15 protein-coding genes are annotated in these 13550 nt (G+C 54.3%); 12 read left to right on the top strand and 3 right to left on the bottom strand.

Annotated elements, in window-relative coordinates; translation table 11 throughout:
• Positions 1 to 89: 89 nt before the first annotated feature.
• Positions 90 to 905 carry an ion transporter gene (locus tag RKA07_RS14600; RefSeq protein ID WP_200202881.1) on the top strand — a complete coding sequence of 272 codons (816 nt, stop codon included), beginning with the start codon at positions 90 to 92 and terminating at the stop codon, positions 903 to 905.
• Between the two features lie 22 nt (positions 906 to 927).
• Here RKA07_RS14600 and RKA07_RS14595 read toward each other — a convergent pair whose 3' ends face one another.
• Together RKA07_RS14595 and RKA07_RS14590 are read right to left on the bottom strand one after the other, a co-directional pair.
• Entirely contained in the window at positions 928 to 1527 is a 600-nt protein-coding gene (locus tag RKA07_RS14595; RefSeq protein WP_310966649.1) for a class I SAM-dependent methyltransferase, read from the bottom strand.
• Between the two features lie 72 nt (positions 1528 to 1599).
• Complete coding sequence (locus RKA07_RS14590; protein ID WP_200202883.1) at positions 1600 to 1977, bottom strand: SirB2 family protein; 378 nt, start codon at positions 1975 to 1977, stop codon at positions 1600 to 1602.
• Positions 1978 to 2103: 126 nt separating this feature from the next.
• Here RKA07_RS14590 and RKA07_RS14585 point away from each other — a divergent pair, with 126 nt between their 5' ends.
• The 3 genes from RKA07_RS14585 to fabB all read left to right on the top strand — a co-directional run bounded on the left by RKA07_RS14585 (position 2104) and on the right by fabB (position 5233).
• Positions 2104 to 3288 (top strand): NnrS family protein, encoded by a 1185-nt coding sequence (locus tag RKA07_RS14585; protein ID WP_310966648.1) that lies wholly within the window; start codon positions 2104 to 2106, stop codon positions 3286 to 3288.
• Positions 3289 to 3494: 206 nt separating this feature from the next.
• Positions 3495 to 4004 (top strand): bifunctional 3-hydroxydecanoyl-ACP dehydratase/trans-2-decenoyl-ACP isomerase, encoded by a 510-nt coding sequence (gene fabA / locus RKA07_RS14580; RefSeq protein ID WP_200202885.1) that lies wholly within the window; start codon positions 3495 to 3497, stop codon positions 4002 to 4004.
• An 11-nt stretch (positions 4005 to 4015) separates the two neighbouring features.
• Entirely contained in the window at positions 4016 to 5233 is a 1218-nt protein-coding gene (fabB, locus tag RKA07_RS14575) for a beta-ketoacyl-ACP synthase I (RefSeq protein ID WP_200202886.1), read from the top strand.
• Positions 5234 to 5236: 3 nt separating this feature from the next.
• Here fabB and RKA07_RS14570 read toward each other — a convergent pair whose 3' ends face one another.
• On the bottom strand, positions 5237 to 5593 hold the full coding sequence (locus RKA07_RS14570) for a helix-turn-helix transcriptional regulator (RefSeq protein WP_200202887.1): 357 nt from the start codon (positions 5591 to 5593) through the stop codon (positions 5237 to 5239).
• Positions 5594 to 5751: 158 nt separating this feature from the next.
• On the opposite strand from RKA07_RS14570, the gene trhP reads away from it, so the two are divergent.
• The 8 genes from trhP (at position 5752) to RKA07_RS14530 (ending at position 13550) form a co-directional block, all read left to right on the top strand.
• Positions 5752 to 7071 (top strand): prephenate-dependent tRNA uridine(34) hydroxylase TrhP, encoded by a 1320-nt coding sequence (gene trhP, locus RKA07_RS14565; RefSeq protein WP_310966647.1) that lies wholly within the window; start codon positions 5752 to 5754, stop codon positions 7069 to 7071.
• A 244-nt stretch (positions 7072 to 7315) separates the two neighbouring features.
• Entirely contained in the window at positions 7316 to 8764 is a 1449-nt protein-coding gene (sufB, locus tag RKA07_RS14560; RefSeq protein ID WP_200202889.1) for a Fe-S cluster assembly protein SufB, read from the top strand.
• Positions 8765 to 8805: 41 nt separating this feature from the next.
• A complete protein-coding gene (gene sufC / locus RKA07_RS14555) occupies positions 8806 to 9579 on the top strand; it encodes a Fe-S cluster assembly ATPase SufC (protein ID WP_200369631.1) in 774 nt (257 codons plus the stop codon).
• A 12-nt stretch (positions 9580 to 9591) separates the two neighbouring features.
• Positions 9592 to 10881: a Fe-S cluster assembly protein SufD gene (gene sufD / locus RKA07_RS14550; RefSeq protein WP_310966646.1), complete on the top strand. Its 1290-nt coding sequence runs from the start codon at positions 9592 to 9594 to the stop codon at positions 10879 to 10881.
• A 5-nt stretch (positions 10882 to 10886) separates the two neighbouring features.
• Entirely contained in the window at positions 10887 to 12140 is a 1254-nt protein-coding gene (locus tag RKA07_RS14545; RefSeq protein WP_310966645.1) for an aminotransferase class V-fold PLP-dependent enzyme, read from the top strand.
• 13 nt (positions 12141 to 12153) lie between these two features.
• The gene (locus RKA07_RS14540; protein ID WP_200369634.1) at positions 12154 to 12507 is read left to right on the top strand and encodes a HesB/IscA family protein; all 354 of its coding nucleotides are present in this window, start codon (positions 12154 to 12156) and stop codon (positions 12505 to 12507) included.
• 38 nt (positions 12508 to 12545) lie between these two features.
• Positions 12546 to 13088 (top strand): putative Fe-S cluster assembly protein SufT, encoded by a 543-nt coding sequence (gene sufT / locus RKA07_RS14535; RefSeq protein ID WP_200202894.1) that lies wholly within the window; start codon positions 12546 to 12548, stop codon positions 13086 to 13088.
• The gene (locus RKA07_RS14530) at positions 13089 to 13550 is read left to right on the top strand and encodes a SufE family protein (RefSeq protein WP_310966644.1); all 462 of its coding nucleotides are present in this window, start codon (positions 13089 to 13091) and stop codon (positions 13548 to 13550) included.

Raw genomic sequence — 13550 nt, 5'->3', positions numbered from 1 at the left:
TTTCTTGAAATCTCTGTAACAGTACTGTTCCAGCGCTGGCAGTGCCTTTAGAATTCGCACTCCCGATTTCACCTGGAGCAGTAACCCCCATGTCCCTGGATCTTTCTCCCTCGGCCAGCTTCAACCAGTTGCGCCGTATTGAATCCAGCACGCTTTTTCAGGGCGTAGTGATCGCCATCATCATCCTGTCTGCCCTGACCATAGGCGCGAAAACCTATGACTTACCACCACTGGTGGAGCAGTCACTGGGCGTTATGGATACAGCTATCACCCTGTTTTTCCTGATCGAGATTCTTTTCCGCTTTGCCGCCAGCCCGGTCAAACGCCGCTTCTTCATGGACGGCTGGAACGTCTTCGACACACTGGTGGTGATTGGCAGCCTGATTCCTCTGGATAACTCGGAGGCGGTCTTGCTTGGAAGATTGTTGAGGGTTTTCCGGGTATTGCGTCTGGTCTCTGTGGTGCCGGAGCTGCGTTTTCTGATCAACTCCCTGCTCAAAGCCATCCCACGCATGGGTTACATTGCACTGTTGATGTTTATTATTTTTTACATCTATGCCGCCATGGGTTCGATGTTCTTTGCCAAAGTGGATGAGGATCTCTGGGGTGATGTCGCAATTTCCATGCTCACGCTGTTCCGCGTGGCCACGTTTGAGGACTGGACAGACGTGATGTACGCAACCATGGAGCAATACCCCCTAAGCTGGATTTACTATCTGACGTTCATTTTCCTCACGGCCTTCGTGTTCCTGAACATGATGATTGGAGCGATTCTGGAAGTGATGAGCGAAGAGCAGAACGCCAAACAGGCCCAGCAAGCCCACGACGAGCGGGATGAGATTGTTCAGCAGCTCCACTCGGTTCAGCGCAAGCTGGACGAGCTGTCAAAAAAGCTGGAGAGATAGAGAGGGCGGCAAGCCGCCCGATCTATGCCTTGCGAGCCACAAACTGAACCACAGCCCCTTCACCATCATGAAGTGGGCCTTCACGAATATCACGGACGAGTTCGCGGGAAAGAAGTATTTCCTCGGGCTCAAAAAACTGTTCCAGCTCCTGCTTGCTGAACATCATGGCTTTATTGCCCGGCCCGCCAGTACCTCGCCCAATTTGATCTTCTGTATAGCCTTCCAGAATCAAATGGCCACCGCTTCGCAACGCGTCTTTTGCGATTTGAAGCGAACGCTTGCGAATATCGGTTGGAGTGTGGGCAAAAATCATGACAACCGCCGAGCAGGTGTTTGATTCCGGGGTATAGGTTGCCAAATCGGCATGCACGGTTTCCAGCTCCACGCCACGAGTGGCAGCAAGCCTGGCAGATTTCTGCAGCCCGACTTCAGACAAATCGACCGTGGTTACAGTATGCCCTCGCTCTGCCAGATATACGGCATTTCGGCCCTCTCCCTCTGCCAGGCACAACACTTTGCCTTTGCTTTTATCCAGCTCGAATGCGCTCCACTGCTCCACAAGAAAGGAGTTTGGCTCTTCTCCGTATACAAAGTGTTCGCTACTGAATCGCTCGTCCCACATTGCTTGCTCCATATAACTGTCAGGATACTGGCCCACGGGGTTTGGGCTCGGGTATTGCGTACCTTGAATGAATCAAAATAAGACGGGTTTGGCCATGGCAAGGTGGAAAATAGCGGATACCTGCACCAGGGCCAATACTGCGGCCACAACGCGAATCGGGCGCGAGACGGTCACTTTCAAAGCGAATAGTCCGGCAGCGATGTAGCCCAGCAACAATGCGATTTTTGCCAGAAGCCAGCCTTGCTCCAGCGGGTTCCAACCACCCACAAACAGCAGACTGATCGCCGCAACCAGCAGTACTGTGTCGTTAGCGTGGGGAATCCAGCGCAGTGGAGTCATACGCCAGCCGGGGCGCCCCACAGCGTCCATCAACAGCCTCAGTGAAAACAAGACAACCGTGAGGTAGGCTGTGGTCATGTGGAGGTGCTTCAAAATCATGTATGAGTTCATAAACCATTCCATTGTGAATCAAAACGATAGCGGCATTGTACGCAAAGATACCCCTAACCGGGTATGTTAATTCTGCTCACAGCCGCTTAACATATAACTAACATATATGTATTGACAGGAACCAACATGCAAGCGACTTCAACACCCCAAAAAGCTGGGCCCGCCAGCTTCAACCAGCTTTTCGGCTACCCGTTCCGAATCTTCTTCCTGTCCATGACGGTATTGGCGATTGTCGCCATTCCTCTCTGGGTACTGCAGGTAACAGGCGCCGTCAGCATGCCGCTGGCCATGCCGGGATTGTTCTGGCATCAGCATGAGATGCTGTTTGGCTTTCTGACGGCTGCTATTGCCGGCTTTTTACTGACAGCTGTCTGCGTCTGGACTCAGACCGAACGCACCCACGGGTTCCGACTGATGCTGCTTTGGGGCGTATGGCTGGCCGGGCGCCTGCTGCTCGCATTTGGCGCAGATCTGCCAGAATGGCTAGTGCAAGGGGTAAACCTGGCGTTTCTACCGCTGGTGATGCTGGATGCCGGGTGGCGGGTTTGGCAGGCCAAGCAAAAACGCCAACTTATGCTTCTGGTGGTTCTCGGCTTGCTGTGGCTGATGCAAATTGGCTTTGTTACCCGCGTGGATATGACTTACAGCCACGGAGCACTGATTGCGGCTATGGCGCTTATCAGCATTGTGGGTGGGCGAATAACGCCGGCGTTCACTACTGGCTGGTTGCGCCAGCGAGGGCTGAATGCAGACGCGGTAAAAAACATCCCGGCGCTCGATATGGCTTCGCTGTTTTCCATGATTCTGCTCATGGCGTCGCTGGTAACCGGCTGGCAAGCCATCACAGGCATTCTGGCGATCATTGCTGGCTCTCTTGTGTTGGTGCGACTGGCTAACTGGAAAGGCTGGCTCGTTCGCAAAGAGCCTCTGTTGTGGGTTCTTCACCTCTCTATTCTCTGGGTCCCGGTGTCACTCTACCTGCTGGCCGGCACCATTTTCTCCGGCTGGCCATCTAACGCCTGGAGTCATGCAGCAGGAACTGGCGCTATTGGCTGCCTGATTCTGGGTGTAATCGCGAGGGTGACTCTCGGCCACACTGGCCGCCCCCTGGTGCTACCCAAAGGCATGGTTGTGGCATTTATTGCACTGCAACTCGCGGCAGTGGTTCGTGTTCTCACGGCTTTCGATATCATTCCCTGGCATCCCGGTATTGGCAGTAGCAGCCTGCTTTGGGTTTTCGCCTTCGGCATGTTCCTGGTGCGCTACACGAAAATACTTGCAAGCCCCAGACCGGATGGCCGTGCAGGCTGACGCCCTGGCCAGGTTTCCTGAAGCTTTAGATGCATGAGCAGGCTCGCAGTAGCCTGCTTTTTTTATTTTTTTGACCGCCCCCGGAGAGCAGCCCAGGCTTGCAACTGCAACCCTTAAACGTTAATCATCCACTAATGGTCAATAGCGACTCTCGAAATAACAGCTAAAGTAACAATAAATCATTCTGTAACAGAGACGATGGCACTATGAACCCGGATCATTTTGACAAGGAAGACCTGATTAAGTGTGGTCATGGCAAACTTTTCCCGGGCGCCACGCGGCTGCCCATTGATGAGATGCTAATGGTTGACCGCGTCACCCACATAGGCACAGATGACGGTATCTACGGCAAAGGTAGCTTGGTGGCAGAGCTGGATATCAATCCCGACCTCTGGTTCTTCAAAGTGCACTTTGTGGATGACCCGGTTATGCCTGGCTGCCTGGGCCTGGATGCCTTGTGGCAACTGGTTGGGTTCTACCTGGCGTGGAGCGGCAGCGAAGGCAAGGGCCGCGCGCTGGGCGCAGGAGAGGTCAAGTTCACCGGCCAGGTTCTCCCGACCAATAAAAAGGTAACCTACTACCTCGACCTCAAACGTGTAATCCGGCGCAAGCTGACAATGGCTATTGCCGACGGACGTATGGAAGTGGATGGCAAAGAAATATACACAGCCAAAGACCTGCGGGTTGGCGTGTTCACTTCCACCGATGATTTCTAGGAGTTAACAAGATGCGGCGTGTTGTTATCACCGGCATGGGGATTGTCTCCAGCCTTGGCACCAATCAAAAAGAAGTCACTCGCTCCCTGAAGGAGTCCATTCCCGGGATCGCCTTCAGTGAAGAAGCCCGTGACAACGGTTTGCGCAGCCACGTTTGCGGGCAAATCAACCTGGATTTGCCTGAGCTGATTGATCGCAAGCTTTTGCGCTTCATGTGCCCGGCTGCTGCATACACTTATCTCGCAGCCTGCGAAGCGATTGAGCAAGCTGGCTTGACCGAAGAACACCTCACAGCCAACAGCACTGGCGCCGTGTTTGGTACCGGCGGCGCGTCAACGGTTGAGCTTCTCGATGCGATCGACACCCACCGCGCCAAAGGCATCCGTCGCGTTGGGCCTTATCGTGTGCCCCGCACCATGGGCAGCTCAATCAACGCGACCATTGCAACGGCATTTGGCATTACCGGTATCAACTACGGCATTACCTCGGCCTGCGCCACCAGCGCACACGCCATTGGCCATGCCGCTGACCAGATTGCCCTGGGGCGCCAGGATGTGATGCTTGCCGGCGGCGGCGAAGATATCCACTGGACCCTGAGCCTGATGTTTGATGCCATGGGCGCGCTTTCAACCAAGTACAACGACACGCCCGAAAAAGCATCCCGCACTTATGATGCAGACCGGGATGGTTTTGTAATCTCTGGCGGCGGCGGCACCTTGGTGCTCGAAGCTCTGGAGCACGCAGAAGCTCGCGGCGCGAACATTATTGCCGAACTGGTTGGCTTTGGAGCCACATCAGACGGCGCCGACATGGTTGCTCCAAGCGGTGAAGGCGCTATTCGCTGTATGCACCAGGCTATGAAAAACCTGGATGGTGAGATCAGCTATATCAACACCCACGGCACCAGCACACCCGCTGGGGATGTAACGGAACTGAAGGCTCTGAAAGCAACCTTTGGCGACAAAATTCCGCCACTGAGTTCTACCAAGCCTCTTTGCGGCCACGCTCTTGGCGCAGCCGGTGTTCATGAAGCGATCTACAGCCTGATCATGCAGCGGGATGGCTTTATTGCGCCCTCAGCGAACATCGAGAACCTCGATGAAGGTGCCGAAGGCTACCCAATCGTGCGTGAGCGGCTCGACAACCAGAACCTGGATCTCGTCATGAGTAACAGCTTTGGTTTTGGTGGTACCAACGCAACACTGGTATTCAAAAAGTTCCAAGCCTAAGCGTCAGGACAGCCTGACAGAGCGATACTCAGCCGGGGAAGTGCCCATCCAGCGTTTGAATGCCCGGCTGAACGCGCTTAACTCTGAAAACCCAAGCTGCTCGGCAATTTCCACCAGCGGCTTGGTTTTATCCTGCATGTAAGTTAGCGCCTGCTTACGGCGCACATCCTCAAGTATGCGGGCAAAGGTCAAACCTTCACGCTTCAATTTCTTGTGAAGCGTATATCGGCTCATGTGCAACTGAGATGCCACCACCTCAACGCCCACCTTGCCCCGGGCAAGCTGAATACTGATCAGCGAACTCACTCTATTACCTAATGAAACCCGCGCCACGTCTTGGCTCAGGGGGCCTGACGCCATCTTTTTACCCTCCAGATTCATAACTATCCAATTGCTTACTCCAAGTTACAGCGTACACATGTTAGCTGAAAACAATCAATAAGACGTTTGAGCAGGATCAAGGGAATACACGTTAGCCTGCGGCAAAATAGCCCACCACTGATCTACCCGGAGCCCACATGAATATCCCGGAACTGCTGGCACCCGCCGGCACCCCTGAACATCTGGAGACCGCATTCGCCTATGGCGCTGATGCAGTTTACGCCGGCCAGCCGCGCTACTCCCTGCGGGTACGCAACAACAGCTTTAAAGACACCACAGCATTGGGTTCCGGTATCCAGCGCGCCCATGAACTGGGCAAACAATTCTACCTGGTGTCGAACATTGCACCCCACAACGACAAGGTACGCTCTTACCTGCGGGATCTGGAACCGGTGCTGGAATACAAACCAGACGCACTGATCATGTCAGACCCGGGCCTGATTATGCTGGTTCGGGAAAAGTGGCCAGATCAGCCCATTCATCTTTCGGTGCAGGCCAATGCCGTAAACTGGGCAACAGTGGAGTTTTGGCGACGGCAAGGCATCAGCCGGGTGATTCTTTCCCGGGAGCTGGCTCTGGGTGAAATCCGCGACATTCGCGAACGGGTTCCGCAAATGGAACTGGAAGTATTCGTTCACGGCGCTCTGTGTATGGCCTACTCCGGTCGCTGCCTGCTTTCCGGCTACATGAACCACAGGGATGCCAACCAGGGAGCCTGTACCAACGCCTGCCGCTGGAACTACAAGGAAGTTGCCCACACCCAGGACCAAACCGGCGACCTGATTGCCACATCCGCAGCAAGTGATGTTCAAAGTTTTGAGCCGAAAGAAATTCTGCTGGAAGAGCCCAACCGGCCCGGCAGCTTTATCCCTGCCTATGAGGATGAGCACGGCACCTACATCATGAACTCCCGGGATCTGCGTGCCGTGCAGCACGTGGCGGAACTGGCTGCCATGGGTGTTCACTCCCTGAAAATCGAGGGCCGCACTAAAAGCACCTATTACGTTGCCCGCACTACTCAGGTCTACCGCAATGCCATTGATCAGGCGGCACAGGGTAAACCTTTTGACATGACCCTGATGAATGAGTTGGAGGCACTATCCAACCGAGGCTACACAGAAGGCTTTCTGCGCCGGCACATGCCACAGGAATACCAGACCTACGAACGTGGCTCGTCCTATCTGGGCACTCAGCAAGTTGTGGGCACCATCACCGATGATGACGGGCAATGGCTCACCATCAATGTGAAAAACAAATTCGCCCCCGGCGACCAGATGGAACTGATCACTCCCTCTGGCAACCTGCAGTTCTCAATTCCAGTCATGGAAAACCGCAATGGCGTGCGTATGGATTTCGCTCCAGGTAGTGGACATATCGTTCGCATCCCCCGCCCAACCGGCACTCCGGGAGCTTTGGAATACAGCTACCTCACCCGTATCTTGCCGCCAGAAAGCTAACGCCACCCAGCGTTTCCAGCTCCGTATATACGCCTATCAAACCCGTGCTACACCCGCCAGACTTAGCGTCTGGCGGGTGTATTACGATATACTTGATCATCCTTACATTTAATACCTGACTAATTTAGTCTGGTATTGTACAATTACGATCCACAAGCAACAGATCAGGCCCCGCAACCCAGTCTTGGTTGCCGGCAAATCAAAGGGCCTCAGAGCCCGCGAGAGAGAATACGGAGCGACGATCATGACGACCGCCAACAAAGAGGTGAACGAACTGATCAAACGGGAATACGAACACGGTTTCGTAACAGACATCGAAGTAGATACCTTCGAGCCCGGTTTGAATGAAGACGTGATCACCCGCCTTTCTGAAATCAAGAAAGAGCCTCAGTTCATGCTGGAATGGCGCCTCAAGGCCTATCGTCGCTGGCTTGAAATGGAAGAACCCGATTGGGCTCACCTGGGCTATGAAAGAATCGATTACAACGATATTTCCTACTACTCAGCCCCGAAGCGCAAAGAAGACATGCCTCAGAGTCTTGATGAGGTAGATCCCGAACTGCTGAGAACCTATGAGCGGCTTGGCATCCCACTGCACGAGCACGCAAAGCTCGCCGGCGTAGCCGTTGATGCAGTATTTGATTCTGTTTCGGTGGCCACCACGTTCAAAGAGCCACTGGCAAAAGCAGGCGTTATCTTCTGCTCTATTTCAGAAGCCGTGCGCGATTACCCCGAATTGGTGCAAAAATACCTCGGTACTGTTGTTCCCCATACTGACAACTTCTTTGCCGGCCTTAACGCCGCAGTCTTCTCAGACGGAACCTTTGTATATGTGCCCAAGGGTGTTCGCTGCCCCATGGAACTGTCCACATACTTCCGCATCAACGCGGCAAACACAGGCCAGTTCGAGCGCACTCTGATCATTGCCGACGAAGGCAGTTACGTCAGCTATCTGGAAGGCTGTACCGCCCCGATGCGTGACGAAAACCAGCTGCACGCAGCCGTGGTTGAGCTGATTGCACTGGACGATGCCGAGATCAAGTACTCCACGGTACAGAACTGGTACCCGGGCGATGAAAATGGCAAAGGCGGCATCTACAACTTTGTGACCAAACGCGCGGCCTGTATCGGTAAGAACTCCAAGGTTTCCTGGACCCAGGTAGAAACCGGCTCGGCCATTACCTGGAAATACCCCAGCTGTATCCTGCGCGGTGAAGGCAGCGTTGGTGAATTCTATTCTGTAGCACTTACCCACAACTACCAGCAGGCCGACACTGGCACCAAGATGATTCACCTGGGCAAAAACACCACCAGCACCATCATCTCCAAGGGTATTTCGGCCGGTAAAAGCTCCAACGTTTATCGCGGCCTGGTCAAATTTGGTCCCCGTGCCGAAGGCGCTCGTAACTTCACCGAGTGCGATTCGCTGTTAATCGGAGACCAGTGCGGTGCACACACCTTCCCTTACATTGAGAGCCTGAACAAGTCCGCCATCGTTGAGCACGAGGCCACCACCTCGAAAGTGAGCGACGAGCAGATGTTCCTTTGCCGCCAGCGCGGAATTGATATGGAGCGGGCCGTTTCCATGATCGTTAACGGTTTCTGTAAGGACGTGTTCAAGGAACTTCCTATGGAGTTTGCGGTTGAAGCCGGCAAGCTTCTTGAAGTTAGCCTTGAAGGTTCTGTTGGTTAAATTACACACACAGATTTTCAGATTAAAGAGAGAAGCCACAAATGCTGAGCATCAAAAACCTGCACGCCTCCGTTGAGGGCAAAGAAATCCTCAAGGGCATCAACCTGGAGATCAAAGCCGGGGAAGTACATGCCATCATGGGCCCGAACGGTTCGGGCAAAAGCACGCTGGCCCAGGTGCTTGCAGGCAACGACGCATTTGAAGTCACGTCTGGCAGCGTCACCATGCATGGTGAGGACCTGCTTGAGAAAGCGACTGAAGAGCGGGCGCGGGATGGTGTGTTCCTGGCGTTTCAGTACCCGGTAGAGATTCCGGGCGTCAGTAACCTGCAATTCATGCGTACATCGGTGAATGCCATGCGTCACCACAGGGGCGAGTCAGAAATGAACGCCGCTGAGTTTATGAAGATGGCTCGGGAAATTTCAAAGCAGGTAGATCTTGACCCTGCATTTCTCAAGCGCGGCGTGAACGAAGGCTTCTCCGGTGGCGAGAAGAAGCGTAACGAAATCATGCAGGCTCTGATGCTGCAGCCAAAGCTGGCCATTCTGGACGAAACTGACTCTGGCCTCGACATCGACGCACTCAAGGTTGTTTCTGACGGTGTTAATGCTCTACGTGCCGAAGACCGTGCCATTTTGATGGTAACTCACTATCAGCGCCTGCTTGACCATATTGTTCCTGATTTTGTTCACGTTCTGGCCGAAGGCAAGATTGTGAAGTCTGGCGGCCGTGAATTGGCCCTGGAACTGGAAGAACGCGGTTACGCATGGCTTGGCATCAAGGATGACGAAACTGCAGCCAGTTCAGCCAACTAAGGAGATCGCGGAATGAAACCAGCACCAAGTCTTCTTTCCAGCGCGTTCCTGCAGCCGGCTGGCCAGGCGTTACCAGCCCCCCTGCTTGCCCTGCGCAAACAGCGTGGTGCCGCCTTGGTAGATATGCCCATGCCAACGCGGAAAACCGAGAACTGGAAATACTCCAGCAAGTACCTGAAGCTGACCGACGAGATGGCCGCTTCTTTGCCAACTACTGGTAAAACAGGCAGCGCCCTTGCTGTGCCCGGCTACAAAGTCGTCTTTATTAATGGCGTTGTGATTCCGGAAGCCAGTGAGTATCCGGATCTGGATAACATCCTTATCCAGCGTTTTGGTGATCTTTCTGAGGCCGAAGCCAATGAGCTGGCTGAGCGCCTGGACAGCACTCTCGACGCCAAGGCCGTGCAATTTGCAGGGCTGAACACTGCGCGTTTTGAAGATGGCCTTCTCATTCGCCTGAAGCCAGACGCGGTTCTTGACCAGCCTCTGTTCATCATCCATGAAGTGACAGCCGACGCCAGCGGATCTGCCTTCCCACGAATTTTTGTAGAAGCAGGCCGAAACAGCCAGATCACTCTGGTTGAAGAGTTTATTTCCAGTGGACAGGAAGCGGTGTTCGTGAACTCCGTTACCGAGTTCACTCTTGCAGAGGGCGCAAATGTTACCAACATCCGCCTGAGCATGGACGGCGAGAAGGTACAGCACATCGGCGCCACTGGCGTAACCCAGCAGCGTAGCTCCCGCTTCGAGAGCCACTGCGTAGGCTTCGGCGGCCCCCTGCGGCGCCACGACCTGAGGGTACGACTGGAAGGCAAAGGCGCAGAGTGCAAGCTCAACGGCGTTGTTGTAACCCAGGGCACACAGCATTACGACAACCACACCACCATTGAGCACGTAGCGCCTAATTGCGACAGTGAAGAAACCTATCGCAACATCGCAGCGGATAAATCCCACGCTGTGTTCAACGGCAGAATCCATATTCACCCGGATGCCCAAAAGTCCAATGCGAATATGAGCAACAAGAACCTGCTGCTTTCTACCGGTGCAGAGATCGATACCAAGCCCGAGCTGGAAATCTACGCTGATGACGTAAAATGCGCCCACGGGGCGACAATCGGCCAACTGGACAAGGAATCGTTGTTTTATCTGGTATCGCGTGGCATCGGCCTCCGTGAAGCCAATGTTCTGCTGACCATGGCGTTCATCAACGAATTGGTTGCCCAGATTCCAGTGGATGCCGTGAAAGATACGGTACAAATCCGCCTGAACCAGTTTTTTGATCAAACCTTCCAGGAGGTCTGACCGGTATGAATGACCTGTCCATGGCAAGCACAGCAACCCAAAAGGCGTTTGATGTACAAGCCATACGCCGGGACTTTCCCATCCTGTCCCAACAGGTAAATGGAAAACCGCTGGTATACCTGGATAACGGCGCGTCGGCACAAAAGCCGCGCTCCGTTCTGGATGCCATGGACCGTTATTACCGGGAAATGCACTCCAACGTACACCGGGGTGCCCACACCCTTGGCGACCGCGCCACTGCCGCATTTGAAGGTGCCCGGGAAACCGTTCGCAGCTTTTTGAATGCTGGCAGTACCCGGGAAATCATCTGGACAAAAGGCACAACAGAAGCCATCAATCTGGTAGCGAATGGCCTGGCCCCCAAACTCAAAGCCGGCGACGAAATTCTGGTGAGCCACATGGAGCACCACGCCAACATTGTGCCCTGGCAGATGATTGCCGAGCGCACTGGCGCAAAAGTGGTGCCGATTCACGTTACGCCTGCGGGCGAACTGGATCTTGAATCCTTTGATCGTTTGCTGAGCGACCGCACCCGTGTACTGGCCATCACCCACGTTTCCAACGTTCTGGGCACAATCAATCCGGTAAACGAATTGGTGGGCAAGGCGAAGGCGCGCGGTGTGATCACCCTGCTAGATGGCGCCCAGGCTGTCCCCCACTTCCAGCCGGATGTGCAGGCGCTGGACTGTGATTTTTACGTTTTTTCATCTCACAAGCTGTTTGGCCCGACAGGTATTGGCGTGCTTTATGGCAAAGCCGCACTACTGGAAGACATGCCTCCCTACCAGGGCGGCGGCGAGATGATTGAGCGGGTATCGTTTGAACGCACCACATGGAACGTTCTGCCTTACAAATTTGAGGCAGGTACGCCGGCAATCGCCGAGGCGGTGGGTCTGGGCGCGGCAATAGACTACCTTAACGGGCTGGACCGGCCGGCAATGGAAGCGGCGGAGAATGCCTTGATGGTACGTGCCAACCAATTGGTTGAGACCGTTCCCGGCATGAGCATTATCGGCACGGCAAAGCAGAAAGTTCCCGTGATGTCCTTTAAAATCGAAGGCTTGCACCCCAGTGATGTAGGTACATTACTGGACCAGCAAGGCATCGCCATTCGTACTGGGCACCACTGTGCCATGCCACTGATGGATTTCTACGGAGTTCCCGGTACAGCCCGGGCTTCCTTTGCGTTCTACAATACACTGGACGAGGTGGAACAACTGTTTACCGCCTTACAAAAAATCCAGCGCCTGTTTGCCTGATGGAGGAGACACCATGACAGCTGAAGTCTTCACGCCGACCGTAGGCCTCACCATGACGCCAAGTGCCGTCAAGCACGTGCGCAAGCAACTCGACAAAGCGTCGAGCGCCAAAGGTATCCGATTGGCGATCAGAAAAAGCGGATGCTCAGGCTTCAAGTACGAAACCCAGTGGGTGGACGAAGCTTCATCCGACGACAGAATATTCCACATTGACGGGGTTGATGTGTTTGTGAAAGAGGAACACCTTGCCATGGTGAATGGCATCGAGATCGACTTTGTGACCGAAGGCGTCAACTCCATGTTCCAGTTCCGCAATCCAAATGCCACCGCCGAATGCGGGTGTGGCGAGAGCTTTACCATAAGCTGATTCGTCCACTCTCCGCGCCAAACGAGGTATAACCAGGAATGCAAGAAAGAGAAGTTGTCCTGACCAAGCGCGAGGTGGAAGCCCGCCTTGTTCCTGTTGGCACCCAAATCATGATTCCGGCAGATAGTTTTGTAACCATCACGCAGTCTCTGGGCGGCACCTTCACGGTTGCAGTTAATGGCAACCTTGCCCGCATCGAAGGTCACAACGCAGATGCCTTGGGCAAAAAGCCACTGGAAAGCAGCTTTGATACTCCGGAAGACGGAACTATCAACGAAAACCAGGTGTGGGAAGCCATGCGCAACTGCTACGACCCGGAAATTCCGGTAAACGTAGTGGACCTGGGCCTGATTTACGAGTGCCGCATTGAAAACGGTACGCCAGAGGGCAATCACGTCTTCATCCTGATGACCCTCACAGCCGCTGGTTGTGGCATGGGGCCGGTTATTACTGAAGATGTGAAGACCAAGGTGGAGCACGTGCCCAACGTGGACAAGGTAACCGTAGAGCTTACCTTTGATCCCCCCTGGAACAACGATATGCTTACCGACGAAGCCAAACTCGAACTGGGAATGTTGTAAATGCCTGCGACAGAACAGGATTTTCTGAACAATCCGCTCGGAAAAAACCCGACTCTGGAAGACGTACTCGACGGCTTTGAGTTTCTGGACGACTGGGAAGAGCGCTACGCGTTTATTATTGATCTGGGCAAGCAGCTACCGGCTTTTCCGGACGAAGCCCGGATTGAAGAGAACTACGTCCACGGCTGTCAGAGCCAGGTATGGGTGATTTCCCACTTCCACGAAGCCAGCGGCAAACTTTATTTGCTGATCGATTCTGACGCAATGATCGTCCGCGGCCTTGCCGCCATGATTCTGATTGCGCTGAACGGGAAAACCCCAAGAGACCTGTTGGCTACCGATATCGACGAGCTGTTTGAACAACTCGACCTGTTCCGCCATATCTCTCCGACCCGCGGCAACGGCCTGCGCTCCATGATCGGAAAGATTCGCGACATAGCGGCAGCCCACGCGGCTGAGTGA

The organism is Marinobacter xiaoshiensis, assembly GCF_031631795.1.
GTDB classification, from domain to species: domain Bacteria; phylum Pseudomonadota; class Gammaproteobacteria; order Pseudomonadales; family Oleiphilaceae; genus Marinobacter; species Marinobacter xiaoshiensis.
This window is presented reverse-complemented; position numbering and strand designations above follow the sequence as displayed.